Here is a 15,714-nt window from a genome sequence, read left to right as displayed (position 1 = left end):
TTCGTCACCGTCGTGGTGACCAGGCCGCCGACGATCGCGACAGCGACCGCCCAACAGAGATAGTCGCGCGGACGCTTCGGCGTGATCCGCTTCTTCTGTTCCGGCAACAGTTCGGACACCGGCCGACTCCTGGTAGGTGAACCGATCGTATTGGTGGACATCATCACCCCAGTGGGACGGCCGGCGCCGCGGTCTTGATGCCCAGGCCCTGGAAGCCCCAGCGGTCAAGCGCTTCGGCGTACTTCGGACTGTCGATGATGGACTGAATCGCCGCCTGAACCGCCGGGGTCAGCGGAGAACCCTTGGGCAGCGCCACGTTCACATTCGTGGTGACCACGCGTTCCGGGAGGACCTCCAGCACGTTCGGCTGCCGCTTGGCCGCCCAGGCGAGCGAGGTGAAGTCGTACATCACCGCGTCGAGACGCTTGGAGGACAACTGGGTCAGCGCGTCGGTGACACTCGGCAGCGTCACGCCCGTGATGGCGGGCTTGCCCTGGCTCGTGCAGTCCTTCTCGGTCAGCTGCGGCAGCCACTTGAGCTCCTGCGTGCTGCCGGACTGCACGCCGACACGACGCCCGCACAACTCATGGACGGCCAGCTTCTGCGGGTTGCTCTTGGGGACCGCGACGCCGGTGCCGGTCTGGAAGTAGTTGACCATGTCGAGCACCTTCAGCCGCTCCGCCGTGGCGCCCATGGTGGACGCGGTGAAGTCGAACCGGCCGCCCTGCAGACCCGGGATGATCGTGTCGAACTTGACGTTTTGGATCTGCAGCTTCACCCCGAGCTTGGCGGCGATGAGTCGCGCCATGTCCGGGTTGAACCCGATCGGCGTCTTGTTGTCCGTCGCCATGAACGTGGTGGGTGGGGCCGACAGGTCCATCGGCACCGAGAGCGTGCCCTTGGCCTTCACCGCCTCGGGCAGCAGCTTCACCACGGCCGGATCCGGTTGTACGCCGACCGAGATGTCATCGGTGTGCTCGACCAACTGGCCGGGCTCACCGCTCTGCGGAGCGCTCTGAGGAGCGCCAGTCGACCCGCAAGCGGCGAGCGTGACGGCCAAGGCCGTCGAGACGATCGTTGCGCTCAAGCTTCTGCTGACTCGCATGGGTTTGCTCCTACTCAAAGGGAAAGCACGCCAGGGGCGGGCGTGATGTCTGTCAGTGGTGAGGGGTGGCGATGGCGGCGAGGTGCGTGCCGGGACGGACGGACAGTCCGTTCATGTGGTAGATGACCGTTCCGGAGGAGACGGCGGTGATCTTGTGCTCGGCGCCGTCGACCGGGTTGACGATGCGGCCGATGGTCTGTCCCTCGGTCACCTCGTCGCCGGTGACGGCGTCCGGGTACCAGAGGCCGGTGACCGGAGACTCGACCTCGCCCGTCCAGATCCAGTCGCGCGGCGGCACGGTCACCGGTGCGAGGTCCTGCGGCGCCTCTACGACGCCGAGGTGGTGCAGGAGCCGGTACAGGCCGTCGAGCAGCCTGCGCACGGTGGCGGGCTCCCGGTCGCCGAGTTGCCCGGTCTCGATCAGGATCGCGGGGACACCCTGCCGGTTCGCGGCGGCGTGGCTGTTGCCACCGTCCGGGCTGGTGCCGAAGATGACCCGCTCGTAGCCGACGGCGTGGGCCATTCCCCTGATCTTCGCGTTCAGCTCGTCGTCGGAGGTCACGCGGTAGCCGATGTAGTCGAGCAGGTACTGGTCGATGCCGCCGCTGTGCAGGTCCGCGTAGGCGTCGGCGCCGTCGACCAGGTGCTCGAACAACCAGGCCGCCATCCGCTCGGTGGGGCCGCCGCCGGGGTCGCCGGGGAAGACTCGGTTGATGTTGATGCCGTCCAACGGGGAGATGTTGAGCCGCCCGCCGTAGACGGCCGCCGGGTTGGCCACGGGGCAGATCACCACCTGACCGGCGACGTCGCGCGGCTCCAGGAGGCCGGCCAGGCGGGTGGTGGCGTCGACGGGGATGAACTCGCCGCCGTGGACACCAGCGGTGAGCACGACCCTGGGGCCGGGACGGGAGCCGTTGATGAGGATCAGGGGAACGTCCACCGTCGTGGTGCCGAGGTCGACCGTCAGACTCCCGCGGGTCTTCTGGCCGGGCTCGGCACTCAGCGGACCGATGGTCAGATTCATGTCTCGCTTACCTCGTTCTGGCTCAGGCCACGGTTCGGGCGTGGGTGGTGACGAAGTCGATCGGCTGGGAGGTGCGGCCCTGCAGGACGAGGTCCGCGGCGATGTCGCCCATGGCGGGCGCGAGCTTGAAGCCCTGGCCGGAGAAACCGGCGAGCAGGACGATGTCGTCGCAGCCCGGCAGGGGGCCGACCAGCGGCAGGTTGCTCTCGGTGTAGCCCTCCATGAAGACGGACACGCGCACCGGTTCGGGGTTCAACCTGGGCAGGTGTCGCCGCACGACCGCCGTGAACGTCTCCAGTTCCTCCGGTGCGACGGTCCGGTTCAGCCGGTTCGGGTCGTCGACGGGCTTGTGGTGGGCCTGGGACAGTCCGAGCTTGACGGCCAGGCCGTCCGGGGAGGGGATGCCGTAGAACGGGGTTCCGCCACAGCGGATGAAGGCGGGACGCTCGGCGTCTGGCGGAGGATCCTCGTGGGGCAGGAACCAGGCGCTGATCGCGCGGTAGACGCTCACTTCCCAGGGCAGGCCGGGCAACAGGTCGCCCACCCAGGGGCCGGGGGTGACGACCGCGGCGTCGAAGCGCTCGGCCCCGGTGTCGGTGCGGATCTCCACACCTCCCCCGGCGACGGGCAGGACCTCCCGCACCGGGGTGTAACGGCGGATCCGGGCCCCCAGCTCCTCGGCACGCCGGGCCGCGGTCTGGACCGTCAGCTCCGGTCGGATGAAGCCCGCGCGGCGATCGAGGATCACCAGATCGCCGTCGTCGACGCGGAACTGCGGGAACCGCTTGGCCATCGCCTCCGCGTCGATCACCTCGTGGTCCAGGCCGTGCTCGGCGATGCCGTCCACGACGGTGCGCATCTGGGAGTCGTCGGCCGGCCCCATGACCAGGGCTCCCGTCAGGCGGCGCAGTTCCCGCCCGGTCTCCGCCTGCAGCTGCTCCCAGAGGCCGTCGGCGTGCCGAACGAGCGGCACGTAGCGGCTGTCGTGCGTCTGCAAGCTGCGGAAGACCCTGGTCTCACCACCTGCGGCGCTGCGGTCGTGACCGGGAGCGAACCGGTCGTAGCCGACGACCTCGGCGCCGCGTGCCGCCAGCCGCCAGGCGGCTTGGCTGCCCACCGTGCCCGTACCGACGACGGCGACTCGTTTCCTGCTGGCCATGTCGCCTCCTTCCTCGGATGGTGGGTGCGGGACAACTCAGGCCGCGACGCGGTCGGCGGTCGAGATGAAGTCGATGGGCTGAGCCGAGGAGCCGTTCAGTGCCAGATCCGCGGCGATGTCTCCGAAGGCCGGGGAGAGCTTGAAGCCGTGGCCGGAGAAACCGGCGAGCAGGATCACGTTCTCGGCGCCCGGCAGCGGACCGACCAGCGGGCGGCTGCTCTCGGTGTAGCCCTCCATGTAGACGGCCAGGCGGGTCGGGTCGGGGCACAGGTCGGGCAGGTAGCGGCCGATCAGGTCGCGATAGATCTCGAGCTCCTCCGGCTGCACCGTCCGGTCCAGCTGGTTCGGGTCGTCCGCGAGGCGGTGCAGGGCCTGGGAGAGGCCGAGCTTGACCGACACACCGTCCGGGGAGGGCAGGCCGTAGCAGTGGGTGGGTGACGTGCGGATGAAGGCGGGGCGCTCCTCGCCGAACCAGGCGTCGGGCGTCGTCGACATGAACCAGGCGCTGATCACCCGACGGACGTCCACCTGCCACGGCAGGTCGGGCAGGAGGTCGTTGACCCAGGGACCGGGGGTGACGACGGCCGCGTCGAAGTGCTCGCTGCCGGCGTCGGTGCGGATCTCCACGCCGTTCGCGACGGGGACGATCTCGCGGACCGCGGTGTAGCGGTGGATCACCGCCCCCAGCTGTTCTGCCCGGCGGGCAGCGGTCTGGATGGTCAGTTCGGGGCGGATGAAGCCGGCGCGCCGGTCGAGCACGACGGCGTCACCGTCGTCGAGCCGGTGCTGCGGGAAGCGCTTGACCAGGGACTCGGCGTCCAGGACGTCGTGGTCGAGGCCGTGCTCGGCGATGGAGTCGAGGACCGTGGCCATCTGCTGTCCCTCTGGGGACCCCATGAGCAGGCATCCGGTCAGCCGGCGCAGCTCACGGCCGGTCTCCTGCTGCAGTTGCTCCCAGAGGGTGTCGGCGTGCTGGAGCAGCGGTACGTACCGGGTGTCCTCGAAGTGCGCGCTGCGGAAGATGCGGGTCTCGCCACCGGCGGCACTGCGGTCGTGGCCGGGAGCGAACCGGTCGTAGCCGACGACCTCGGCACCCCGGGCTGCCAGCCGCCAGGCGGCCTGACTGCCCATCGTTCCCACGCCGACGACGGCGACGCGTTTCCTGGCAGCTGACACAGGACTTCCTTTCGTGTCGCCGGGCCGCAGCCGGCCCGAACGAGAAGCTCTTCGACCCACGGTGGCCCGGAAGGAGGAGGGCCGTGCCACAATGTAGAACGGCGTGCTAGGATCTGGCACAGAACGATGACAGTGGCACCGAGGGGAGTCAAGAGGGTGTTCACAGGAAATTCAGAGAGTTAATGGGGGTCACCGCATGGAGATGAAGAGCGTCACCAGGTCGCTGCGCATCCTGGAGGCGGTCGCCCAGCATCAGCCGGTCACCGTCGGGGAGCTGACGAAGCTCTTCGGCCTGCCCAAGTCGACCGTGCAGCGCACCCTGGTCACCCTGGCGGAAGCCGGCTGGCTGCGAGCCAGCCGCAAGGACACCACCCGCTGGGAGATCGGCGCCCGCGTCCTGGCTGTGCGACCGGCCGCTCTGCAGGGCTCCAGCCTGCTGGCGGTCGCACACGAGCCGATGGTCCGCCTGCGCGACGCCCTGAACGAGACGATCCACCTGTCGGTGCCGGACGTCCTGCAGAGCATGGTCGTGGTGGACCGCGTCGACTGCGACCACCCCGTGCGAACGTTCCACACCATCGGCGACACCTCGCCACTGCACGCCACCGCGGCAGGACGCGCCGTCCTCGCCCACCTGCCGGCGTCCGAAGTGGACGAGTTCATCGCGCACGGGCTGGAGCGCTTCACCGACACGACCCCGACCGACCCCGACGAGCTGTGCGCAGAGCTCGACCGGATCCGCACCGACGGCTACGCGGTCAACCACAACCAGTACCGGCCCGGCATCTGCGCCGTCGCCGCGCCCGTCCTGGACGAGGACGGCACGCCACTCGCCGCCGTCGCGGTCTCCATGCCCGACTCCCGCTTCGACCCGAACCGGCTGCCCGAGTGGGGCCGCCTGGTCGCCGACGCGGCCAAGGAGGCCACCGCACGCCGGAGCGCCTGATCGCCGCGGCGCCTGTGGCCGCACGACAAGGTCGGCCCCTCGCGCACGAGCGAGAAGGGCCGTCCCTTGTGCACGTCGCCGCAGCCGCCGACTCGTCACAGGCGTTGGCCTGGCTGCTGATACCGTCCGAGCGGCCTGAGGAGGACCTCCTGTCGCGCGCCCTTTCCAGACCTGCTCTGGCCATCATCGCGGAGGATTCCGGCCACCATGGACGATGTCGATGAGAAGATCATCGCTGAGCTGACCCGCAACGCCCGCATCTCGCACGCCGAACTGGCCGGCCGGGTGCTGTTGTCCCGCAACGCGGTGCGCCAACGCATCGAACGTCTGGAACGCCAAGGGCACATCGCCGGCTACACCATCGTCCGCGCCGGCGACCACTCCGGTGATGTCGTTTCGGCGCTCGTACTCGTCTACCGGCAGGACCGCATGCGCGGCGGCGACGTCCTGGCCGCGCTCAAACGCATCCCTGAGGTCGTGATCTGCGAGGTCCTCAGCGGCGACTTCGACATCATGGTGCGCCTGGAGGCGGCGACGCTGCAGCGGCTGCGGGACATCTGGGAGGACATCGCCCACATGTCCGGCGTCCGTGACACCGTCACCGCGCTCACCCTGTCCGCGGTGGTCAACCGCACGCGAGGCGGGAGGGGTTCAGCGGAACCGGGGTGAGCAGGCCGTGTCCTCGGTCGAGGACACGGCCCTGCCATCGTTCGCGGTTCCGGAAGGCGCCGGTTACAACCCGGAGTCCCCCAGGAGGTGGTTGACGCACACGACCTTGGGCTGGGTCATCTCCTCGAAGGCGAAACGCACGCCCTCACGGCCCATGCTGCCGTACTTGAACCCGCCGAACGGCATGGCGTCGAACCGGTAGTCGGACGAGTCGTTGATCATCACTCCCCCGGCTTCCAGCAGCCTTGCCGCGGTCAGCGCGCGGTCCAGGCGCGCGGTGAAGATGCCCGCGTGGAGGCTGTAGTCGATGGCGTTGGCCTGCTCGATGGCGTGCTCGAAGGACTCGACCGGTTGCAGCACGACGACCGGCGCGAATGCCTCCTCCTGCCAGATCGAACTGGTGGCCGGAACGCCTTCCAGGACGGTCGGCGTGTACAGCGAGCCGCTGACCTCGTTGCCGCACAACAGGATCGCACCCTCCTGCACGGCCGCATCGACCTTCGCCCGGACGGCGAGCGCGGCCTGCCTGGTGATCATCGGGCCGACGTCGGTGTTCTCGTCGAGCGGGTCCCCGACGCGCAGCAGTGTCGTACGACGAACGAAGGCGTCGCGGAAGCGCTCGTAGACCTGGTGGGCGATCAGGATTCGCTGGGTGCCGATGCAGTTCTGGCCCGCGGCCCAGAACGCGCCGGAGACGCAGGACCGCACTGCCTCGTCGAGGTCGGCGTCGTCCATCACGATGACCGGGGCGTTGCCGCCGAGGTCCATGGCGAGCTTTTTCAGGCCTGCCGTGCGGGAGATGGCCTCACCGGTGGCGAATCCCCCGGTGAACGACACCATGCGCACGTCGGGGGCGGCGACGATCGCGGCGGCGATGTCGGCGTCGCCGTTGACGACGGTGACGACCTCCTCGGGCAGGCCGGCCTCGACGAGCGTGTCCACCAGCCGGAGTGCCGACAGCGGCGTCAGGGCGGACGGTTTGAGGATGACCGCGTTGCCTCCCGCGATGGCCGGCCCCAGCTTGTGAGCGACCAGGTTGAGCGGGTCGTTGAACGGGGTGATCGCGGCGATGATGCCCAGCGGTTCGCGGGTGAACCAGCCCTGCCGGTTCTCGGAGCCCTCGTACGAGTCGAACGGGACGACCTCGCCGGCGTTGCGCCGGGCCTCGGCCGCGGACAACGAGAGAGTGTTGACAGCGCGGGCGACCTCCTTGCGGGCCTGGGTGATGGTCTTGCCGGCCTCGCTCACGATCAGCCGCGCGAAGGACTCCGCGCGCTGCTCGACCAGACGGGAGGTGCGTTCCAGGACGGAGGCCCTGGATGCGCGGGACAACGCGGCCGCCGTGCGGCGCCCGCGCCCGGCCTGCTGCAGGACGCTGCCGATGGCGGTGGCCCCGACGGTGGGAACCGAGGCGATGATCTCGCCGGTGTAGGGGTTGCGCACGGGCGCCATCTCGGCCCCGACCTCGGCGCCGGTGTGCGTGATGGTGTCAGACAAGGTGGGTCTCCTGGAGAACGCCGGGCGTGGCGGTGGCGTGACGCTGGTGGATGGCGATGATGTCGGAGAGCAGGGCGTAGGCGGTCTCGATGCGGCCGGCGCCAGGGCCGGACACCGTGACCGTGCCGAGGAGGTCGGTGTGGAACGAAACCGCGTTGACCGGGCCTGAGATGCCCGCAAGCGGGTGGTGGGCGGGCAGAGCGAGCGGGGCGACGCGGGCGTCGACACTCCCGTCCTCGTTGCGGGTGGCGGAACCGACGAGCTTCCAGCGCAACCCCTTCGAGGCGGCGTCCCGCACCTCGTCCGGTGTGATCGCGGAGATGCCCTCACAGAAGACGTCCTCGCGGCGCAGGTCGGCGCCGAGGACCTCGTTCGCCAGGATCATGACCTTGAGCTGGACGTCGTGACCCTCGATGTCGGCGGTGGGGTCGGCTTCGGCGTATCCCAGTTCCTGCGCCTCCGCGATGGCCGCCGGCAGGTCGACGCCTTCCTCGATCCTGCCGAGAACGTAGTTCGACGTGCCGTTCATGATGCCTTGAACACCGGTGATCTCCAGTCCGCCGAACAGGCTCTGGGCGGTGCGCAGGACGGGGGTGCCGCTGAGCACCGAGCCCTCGAACTCGAAGCTGACACCGTGCTCGGCGGCGAGCGCCTTGAGCGCCTGGCCGGCGAGGGCGACCGGCCCCTTGTTCGTGGTGCACACGTGCTTGCCGGATTCGAGGGCCCAGCGCACGTGGGAGAGGGCGGGCTCACCGTCGGCCGGGTTGGTGAACGTCGCCTCCACGACGACGTCGGACGGCACGTGGCGGATCACCCACTCGTTGCGTGGATCGGTGCTTCCACCCGGCAGGCCCGCGAAGTCCAGCTCCCCTGGCTCGGCGGCCAGCAGCGGCGCCAGATCGATGCCGTCGGGGTCCACCAGGGAACCGGCCCGCAGATCGGTGATCGCCACCACGCGCAGGGCGAAGCCCAAGTCCTCGGCAAGGCGGTTCCCGCGCTGGGACACCAGCTCGGCGAGCGCGCGGTTGACGCCGCCGAAGCCGATGAGGGCGAGGTCGTATCGGCTCATGTGAAAGGCTCCTTCGCGATCCACCGCATGCCACTGCGGTGCGGATGCTCAAAGCCTCGCCGCCAGACCTGTCACCTGCTCCATGCCAGAACGCTCACTGAGCATGCCGATGTGCGCCGTACTGATGACAATTCGCGCAGCACAGTGCAGTCAGAAAGCCGTGTAACCCCCGTCCACGGGGAGGAGGGCACCGGTGACGTAGGACGACTCCGAGCAGGCGAGGACGAGCACCGCGTCGGCGATGAGGCCAGGAGCCACCACGTTGACGCGGATGTTGCGGGACGCCCAGTCGATGGCGGCACCACGCGCAAGCGCGACAAGACCACCCTTGGCAGCCGCCGTGGAGCACGTCCCCCGCGTCGCCGTCCGGACGGCTCTCGGTCAGCCCCAGGGCGCCGACCGGTGATTGACGTGCTGCAGTCTCATGCTCGTTCCCCCCCAAGCAGGTATCCCACTATGTGGCACACGGTGCTAATTTGTGGCACAACAATCCGCACCCCGGAAGGGGCGGTCAAGTGATGTGAGAAGAGAATGCAGCAGACCAACAGGGGGTAACGCGTGGAGATGAAGAGCGTGACCAGGTCGCTGCGCATCCTGGAGGCGGTTGCGCAGCACCAGCCGGTCACGGTGGGAGAGCTGACCAAGCTCTTCGGGCTGCCCAAGTCGACTGTGCAACGCACGCTCGTCACGCTGCACGAGGCGGGATGGCTGCGCGCCAACCGGAAGGACACGACGCGTTGGGAGATCGGCGCGCGTGTGCTCGCCGTGCGCCCGGCGGCACTACAGGGCTCCAGCCTGCTCGCGGCGGCTCGTGACCCAATGATCCGGTTGCGGGACAAGGTGAACGAGACGATCCACCTGTCCGTGCCCGATGCGTTGGACTGCATGGTGGTGGTCGACCGCATCGACTCGTCGCACGCGGTGCGCACGTTCCACGAGATCGGCGACATCTCACCGTTGCACGCCACGGCGGGTGGGCGGGCGATACTGGCCAGCACGGGCAAGTCCGATCTGGACGAAGTTCTCGCCAGGCCGCTGGAGAGCTACAGCGAGGTCACCCTCACCGATCCGCAGCAGCTCAGGGCGGAGCTGGAGCAGGTGTCGGCGAACGGCTACGCCATCAACCGCAACCAGTTCCGGCCCGGTGTGTGCGCGATCGCCTCGGCGATCCTGGATTCCGACGGCTCACCGCTGGCCGCGGTGGTGATCTCCATGCCGGACTCGCGCTTCGAGGAGTCCCGGCTCCCGGAACTGGGGCGCCTGGTCGCGGAAACCGCCAAGGAGATCTCCGCCCGCAGACTGGGTTCCTGACGTCGACGGGGAGCATTGCCGGCCTGGAAGGCTCCCCGTCGATCTCGGTCAGGAAACCGGCACGGCGACGTACTTGTAGTCGAGGAACTCGTCGATGCCGACGCGGCCGCCCTCACGCCCGAGGCCGGACTGCTTCACACCGCCGAACGGCGCGGCCGGATTGGACACCAGGCCGGTGTTCAGGCCGACCATGCCCGCCTCCAGCCGTTCACTGACGCGTAGCGCGCGGTCCAGCGACTCGGTGAAGACGTAGCCCACGAGTCCCCACTCGGTGTCATTGGCCTGGCGCACGACCTCGTCCTCGTCGTCGAACGTCAGGATCGCAGCGACCGGGCCGAAGATCTCGGTGCCCATCAGGTCGCTGTCCGGCGACACCCGGCTCAGCACGGTCGGTGGGTAGAAGCTGCCGGGACCGTCCGGTGTCCGACCGCCGGCGAGCACGCGCGCGCCGCGCTGAACCGCGTCCTCGACCAGGCGCTCGACCTTGCGGCGGCCGTTCCGGTCGATCAACGGCCCGACGTCGACGCCTGGTTCGGTGCCCGGACCGACGTTGAGCGCGCTCATGCGCGTGGAGAGCCGCACACCGAACTCCTCCGCCACGTCGCGGTGGACGAAGAACCGGTTGGCCGCGGTGCAGGCCTCGCCCATGTTGCGCATCTTGGCGACCATCGCGCCGTCGACGGCCTTGTCCAGGTCGGCGTCGTCGAACACGATGAACGGCGCGTTGCCGCCCAGCTCCATCGACGTGCGCACGACCTGCTCCGCGGACTGCTCGAGGAGCAGCTTGCCGACGCCCGTGGACCCGGTGAACGACAGCTTGCGGATGCGCCCGCCGCGCAGCAGCGGCTCGACGACCTCGCCCGGCTTGGACGTCGTGACGACGTTCAGCACGCCGTCCGGTAGTCCGGCCTCGCGCAGGATCTCCGCGAGCACGAGGCTCGACAACGGGGTCTGCGGCGCGGGCTTGAGCACCATCGTGCAGCCGGCCGCGATCGCCGGGCCGATCTTGCGGGTGCCCATGGCCAGCGGGAAGTTCCACGGCGTGATCAGCAGGCACGGCCCGACCGGGCGGCGCATCAGCAGCATCCGGTTGCGGCCGTCGGGCAGCGTGCCGAAACCGCCCTCGATCCGCACGGCCTCCTCGGAGAACCACCGGAAGAACTCGGCCGCGTAGGCGACCTCACCCCTGGCCTCGGCCAGCGGCTTGCCCATCTCCGTGGTCATCAGCAACGCGAGCTCGTCGGTGCGCGAGACGATGATGTCGTAGGCACGGCGCAGGATCTCGCTGCGCGCCCGCGGCGCGGTGGCGGCCCATTCCTCCTGGACCCGCACCGCCGCGTCCACGGCGAGCTGCGCGTCCTTGGCGCCCGCGTCGGCGACGTGGCAGACGATCTCGCCGGTCGCCGGGTTGTCGACGGGCATCGTGGCGCCGTCCGCGGCGTCCACCCACGTGCCGCCGATGAACAACTGCTTCGGAACGTCGATCACGGGTTACCTCCTGGGTCGAGCAGCTCAGCCAGGTGCACGGCGCGGACGCCGAGATGGTCTGCCTGGGTGGCGCAGCTGAAGCCGTCCGCCACGACGACGGCATCGGGGTTCTCTTCCAGTCGTGGCCGCAGGGACAGGTCCGCGACGGCCATCGACGTGTCGTAGTGCTGTTCCTCGAAACCGAAGTTGCCCGCGAGTCCGCAGCAGCCTTCGGCCTCGGTCACTTTGCGCACGCCGAGCTTGCGCAACAGGTCACGCGGCCCGCCGAACGTGGCGTACTCGTGGCAATGCGTCTGCAGCACCACCGAGTCCGGCACAGTCGGTTTCCAGTCCGAAGTGGACAGATCGGTCAGCGCGGCCGTGAGCGTGTGCACCCTGGCCGCGACCCGACGTGCGGCGTCCGTGCCCAGCAGTTCGGGCACGTCCCGCTTCAACGCGGCCGCGCAGCTCGGCTCCGCCACGACGATCGGCAGCTGCCGGTCGCGGTCGAGCTTGGCGACGGTGCGGGCCATCACGCGGCGCGCCACCGACAGCTGACCGGTGCTGACCCACGTGAGGCCGCAGCACAGTCCGCTGCTCGGTGTGCAGGGCACACCTGCGGCGCCGAGCACACGCGCCGCGGCAGCGGCGACCTGCGGACGAAAGGCGCGCGTGAAGCTGTCCACGAACAGCAACGCGGCCGGCCTGTCGACCGCCGTGCGCAGAACCGATTTCAGCGCACGGCGGGACGCGAAGGCAGGGATGGCGCGGTGCCGGGTGACACCGCCCAGCCACGCGGCGACCTTGCCCAGCGGGCCGCGCAGGACCGCGTTGAGCGGCCGTGCGACGTAACCGGCGAGCTTCGAGGTCGCGGGCAGCCATCCCAGCGAGTAGTGCGACCGGGGGCGAATCCGGCCGCGGTAGTGCTGGTGCAGGAACTCGGCCTTGTAGGTGGCCATGTCCACGCCGGTCGGGCAGTCGGTGGAACACGCCTTGCACGACAGGCAGAGGTCCAGCGCGTCCTTCACCTCGGTGGAGCGCCAGCCGTCCCGCACGACGTCGCCGCGCAGCATCTCCTGCAGCATCCGGGCACGCCCGCGAGTGGAGTGGTTCTCCTCCCCCGTCGCGCGGTAGCTGGGGCACATCACGCCGCCGGAGTTGCTGCGACAGCGGCCGACGCCGACACAGCGCCGGACCGCGCCCGCGAAGCCGTCCTGGTCATGCGGGAACGTGAAGAGTGTCGTGCGTCCCTGTGGCCGTGGGATGTCCAGCGCGAGATCCGTGTCGACCGCGGCCGGTGCCACGATCACGCCGGGGTTCAGCAGCCCGTCCGGGTCGAAGGTCCGCTTGAACGCCTCGAACGCGCCGATGACCGCCGGGCTGTACATGACCTCCAGCAGCTCGCTGCGCGCCCGCCCGTCGCCGTGCTCGCCGGACAGCGTGCCGCCGTGCCGCACGACGACCTCGGCCGCCTCGTGCAGGAACCGGCGGGTGGCGTCCCTGCCCTCCTCGCTGCCGAGGTCGAAGTCGATGCGCACGTGCACGCACCCGGCACCGAAGTGTCCATAGAGGACTCCGGTGAGCCGGTGCGCGGCCAGCAGCGCGCGGAAGTCGCGCAGGTAGCCCGCGAGGTTCTCGGGCGCCACCGCCGCGTCCTCCCAGCCCGGCCACGACTCGCCGCCGTCGACCAGCCGGGCGGCCAGGCCAGCCCCGTCCTCGCGCACCCGCCACAGGGAACGCCGCTGGGCCTCGCTGTCGACGACCCGGCCGTCGAGCATGCGGCCGCGGGCTTTCAACGTGTCGAGCAGCTGGCCTGCGCGGACGGCGACGTCGGTCTCGTCGTCGCCGTCCAGCTCGACGTACAGCCAGGCGCGTCCGTCCGGCAGGCCGGTGACGGAACCGGAGCCGCGCCGGGCGCGCATGGTGGCGACGATCGCCTCGTCCATGCCCTCCACGGCTGTCGGTGACCACCGCAGAATCTCCGGCACGTCCTCGGCGGCGTCCACGACGTCGTCGTAGCCCAGGGCCAGCAACGTCGCCGCCGAAGCAGTTGTCACGAGCCGGACGGTCGCGGCCACGACCACCGCGCACGTGCCCTCGGTGCCGACCAGGGCGCGGGCGAGGTCGAAGCCGTTCTCCGGCAGGAGGTGGTGCAGCTGGTAGCCGGAGACCTGGCGCGGGATGCGGCCGAGTTCGGTGCGGATCGGGGCGAGGTTCGCACCGATCAGCCGACGCAGGGCCGCCTCCAGCTCGGCGGCCGCGCCGTAGTCGGCGGGGTCGGCCGGGTGCAGACCCGTGTGGTCGGCGATCGCGTGCAGACCGTCGATGGTGACGATCTCCAGCGACTCGACGTGGCCGCTGGTGCGCCCGTGCCGCACGGACCGGTTGCCGCACGCGTCGTTGCCGATCATGCCGCCGATCGTGCAGCGGCTGTGCGAGGACGGGTCGGGGCCGAAGGTGAGGCCGTGTGGCGCGACCGCGTCACGCAGGTCGTCCAGCACGACACCGGGCTCCACTCGGGCGGTGCGGTTCTCCGCGTCGACGCCGAGGATCCGGTTCATGCCGCGGGAGAAGTCGAGCACGAGGCCCGGCCCGACGGCATTGCCCGCCATGCTCGTGCCGCCTCCCCGCGCCGTGACCGCCACACCGAGCTCCCGGCAGGCCCGCAGCGCCGCGGACACCTCCTCGGGTGAACGGGGGAAGGCCACGGCGCGAGGCGCCACCCGGTAGTTGGAGGCGTCGTAGGCGAAGGGCGCAGTTCCTCCGGCCTCCGACTCCACCCGCAGTCCGGGAGCGGTCTCGGCGAGCAGTCGCACCAGCGGGTCGGTGCTCATCGACCCGACACTCCTGCTTCCACAGCGGCGGACCAGGCCCGCAGCCCTTCGTCGACGGCGTTCTCGTCGATCACGAGCGCGGGGATCATCCGCACGACCTGGTTCCACGCGCCGCAGAGCAGCAGGAGCAGGCCCTCGTCCACGGCGGCGCGCTGGACCCTGCCCGCGGTCTCCGGGTCGGGGCGGCCGTCCTCGGTGACGAACTCGGTCGCGAGCATCAGCCCGGCTCCCCGCACGTCGCCGATGGAGGGTGTCCTGGCGGCGACCGCCTCCAGGCCTGCTCGCAGCCGTGCGCCCATCAGCTCGGCGTTCTGCACGAGCTTTTCCTCCTCGACGACCTCCAGCGTGGCGACGGCGGCCGCGCACGCGACGGCGTTCGCGCCGTAGGTGCCACCCTGGGAGCCCGGCCAGGCCTTGCTCATCAGCTCCTCGCTCGCCGCGATGCCGGACAGGGTGAAGCCGCTGGCCAGGCCCTTCGCGGTGACGAGGATGTCGGGGGTGACGCCGGAGTGCTCGTGGCCCCAGAACCGGCCGGTGCGCCCGACGCCGGTCTGCACCTCGTCGAGGATCAGCAGGAAGCCGTGCCGGTCGGCGCGCTCCCGCAGCCCCTCCAGGAACGCGCGGGGCGCCGGGACGTAACCGCCCTCACCCAGCACAGGCTCAACGATGAGCGCCGCGGTGTCGGCGGGCGAGGAGATCGTCTGGAGCACGTAGTCCAGCTCCTGCAAGGCGAACCGCGTCGCAGTCTCCTCGTCCCAGCCGTAGCGGTAGGCCGTCGGGAACGGCGTCACCACGACCCCGCTCATCAACGGGGAGAAGCCGGACCGGAACCGGGTGCCGGAGGTCGTCATGGAGGCGGCGGCGACCGTACGGCCGTGGAAGCCGCCGTGGCAGACCAGGATGTTGGGCCTGCCGGTGGCCTGTCGCGCGAGGCGCATCGCCGCCTCCACGGCCTCGCTGCCGGAGTTGACGAAGAACAGGCTGTCGAGGCCCTGCGGCAGCACCTCGCCCAGCTTGTCGACCAGTCGGCGCAGGGGCTGGTGCATGACCGTCGTGTACTGGCCGTGGATCAGCGTCGCGACCTGCTCCTGGGCCGCGGCCACCACCTTGGGGTGGCAGTGGCCGGTGCTGGTGACGCCGATGCCCGCGGTGAAGTCCAGGTAACGCCGGCCGTCCTCTCCGTACAGGTGCACGCCCTCGCCGCGGACCGCGACGACGGGGGTGGCTTGGCGCAGGTGCGGCGACAGTGCGGTCATGGTCATCTCCCGGCCGAGTGATCGTGTTCGTGGTGCGGTCACCTGAGCGTTGCCGGAGCGACGACCTCCCACAACGCGCGTTCTGTCCGGCCGCGGGGCGTTGTTTGGACGCTTTGTCAGCCCAGTGCGGCAGGCCTGGGCACCGGTACCGTCCCCCGGTCGCCGAACTCCGCGCTTGCGCAGGTGAGAGGCGCTTGTCAA

The 15,714-nt window shown here is 70.2% G+C and carries 12 protein-coding genes and 1 pseudogene; 3 read left to right on the top strand and 10 right to left on the bottom strand.

The genetic code is table 11. The features are described 5' to 3' along the window. Window positions 1-163: 163 nt before the first annotated feature. From JOD27_RS43865 to solA (JOD27_RS43850), 4 genes are read right to left on the bottom strand one after another with little or no spacing between them, the layout of a single operon-like run. A complete protein-coding gene (locus JOD27_RS43865; RefSeq protein ID WP_059362504.1) occupies window positions 164-1,105 on the bottom strand; it encodes an ABC transporter substrate-binding protein in 942 nt (313 codons plus the stop codon). A gap of 52 nt (window positions 1,106-1,157) precedes the next feature. Beyond that, window positions 1,158-2,129, bottom strand: a complete 972-nt coding sequence (locus JOD27_RS43860) for a succinylglutamate desuccinylase/aspartoacylase family protein (RefSeq protein ID WP_204768323.1) — start codon at window positions 2,127-2,129, stop codon at window positions 1,158-1,160. A 22-nt stretch (window positions 2,130-2,151) separates the two neighbouring features. After that, window positions 2,152-3,288 (bottom strand): N-methyl-L-tryptophan oxidase, encoded by a 1,137-nt coding sequence (gene solA, locus JOD27_RS43855; protein ID WP_204768322.1) that lies wholly within the window; start codon window positions 3,286-3,288, stop codon window positions 2,152-2,154. A 36-nt stretch (window positions 3,289-3,324) separates the two neighbouring features. Next, complete coding sequence (gene solA, locus JOD27_RS43850) at window positions 3,325-4,464, bottom strand: N-methyl-L-tryptophan oxidase (RefSeq protein ID WP_204768321.1); 1,140 nt, start codon at window positions 4,462-4,464, stop codon at window positions 3,325-3,327. A gap of 196 nt (window positions 4,465-4,660) precedes the next feature. Between solA (JOD27_RS43850) and JOD27_RS43845 the strand changes: the two genes are divergently transcribed. Together JOD27_RS43845 and JOD27_RS43840 are read left to right on the top strand one after the other, a co-directional pair. Next, window positions 4,661-5,410: an IclR family transcriptional regulator gene (locus JOD27_RS43845; RefSeq protein ID WP_204768320.1), complete on the top strand. Its 750-nt coding sequence runs from the start codon at window positions 4,661-4,663 to the stop codon at window positions 5,408-5,410. A 207-nt stretch (window positions 5,411-5,617) separates the two neighbouring features. Continuing rightward, window positions 5,618-6,079, top strand: a complete 462-nt coding sequence (locus JOD27_RS43840) for an Lrp/AsnC family transcriptional regulator (protein ID WP_204768319.1) — start codon at window positions 5,618-5,620, stop codon at window positions 6,077-6,079. 63 nt (window positions 6,080-6,142) lie between these two features. On the opposite strand, the gene JOD27_RS43835 is transcribed toward JOD27_RS43840, so the two are convergent. The 3 genes and pseudogenes from JOD27_RS43835 to JOD27_RS43825 all read right to left on the bottom strand — a co-directional run. Further along, window positions 6,143-7,576, bottom strand: a complete 1,434-nt coding sequence (locus JOD27_RS43835) for an aldehyde dehydrogenase family protein (RefSeq protein ID WP_204768318.1) — start codon at window positions 7,574-7,576, stop codon at window positions 6,143-6,145. Next, window positions 7,569-8,645, bottom strand: a complete 1,077-nt coding sequence (locus JOD27_RS43830) for a homoserine dehydrogenase (protein WP_204768317.1) — start codon at window positions 8,643-8,645, stop codon at window positions 7,569-7,571. The genes JOD27_RS43835 and JOD27_RS43830 overlap by 8 nt, the downstream gene beginning before the upstream one ends. A 150-nt stretch (window positions 8,646-8,795) precedes the next feature. After that, window positions 8,796-8,978: pseudogene (locus JOD27_RS43825) on the bottom strand (SDR family oxidoreductase); the annotation flags it as partial. Window positions 8,979-9,209: 231 nt separating this feature from the next. Between JOD27_RS43825 and JOD27_RS43820 the strand changes: the two are divergent. Further along, window positions 9,210-9,956, top strand: a complete 747-nt coding sequence (locus tag JOD27_RS43820; RefSeq protein ID WP_239571714.1) for an IclR family transcriptional regulator — start codon at window positions 9,210-9,212, stop codon at window positions 9,954-9,956. Window positions 9,957-10,004: 48 nt separating this feature from the next. Here JOD27_RS43820 and JOD27_RS43815 read toward each other — a convergent pair whose 3' ends face one another. Genes JOD27_RS43815 through JOD27_RS43805 form a run of 3 tightly spaced genes read right to left on the bottom strand, consistent with a single transcriptional unit; the run spans window position 10,005 to window position 15,513 of the window. Then, the gene (locus tag JOD27_RS43815) at window positions 10,005-11,444 is read right to left on the bottom strand and encodes an NAD-dependent succinate-semialdehyde dehydrogenase (RefSeq protein ID WP_204768315.1); all 1,440 of its coding nucleotides are present in this window, start codon (window positions 11,442-11,444) and stop codon (window positions 10,005-10,007) included. Next, the gene (locus tag JOD27_RS43810; protein WP_204768314.1) at window positions 11,441-14,257 is read right to left on the bottom strand and encodes an FAD-binding and (Fe-S)-binding domain-containing protein; all 2,817 of its coding nucleotides are present in this window, start codon (window positions 14,255-14,257) and stop codon (window positions 11,441-11,443) included. The genes JOD27_RS43815 and JOD27_RS43810 overlap by 4 nt, the downstream gene beginning before the upstream one ends. Then, on the bottom strand, window positions 14,254-15,513 hold the full coding sequence (locus JOD27_RS43805) for an aspartate aminotransferase family protein (protein ID WP_204768313.1): 1,260 nt from the start codon (window positions 15,511-15,513) through the stop codon (window positions 14,254-14,256). The genes JOD27_RS43810 and JOD27_RS43805 overlap by 4 nt, the downstream gene beginning before the upstream one ends. Window positions 15,514-15,714: the final 201 nt, after the last annotated feature.

The sequence above is a fragment of the Lentzea nigeriaca genome, from assembly GCF_016907955.1.
Lineage (GTDB): Bacteria > Actinomycetota > Actinomycetes > Mycobacteriales > Pseudonocardiaceae > Lentzea > Lentzea nigeriaca.
The sequence above is the reverse complement of the archived record's forward strand: the minus strand, read 5'-3'. Positions and strand labels throughout refer to the sequence as shown.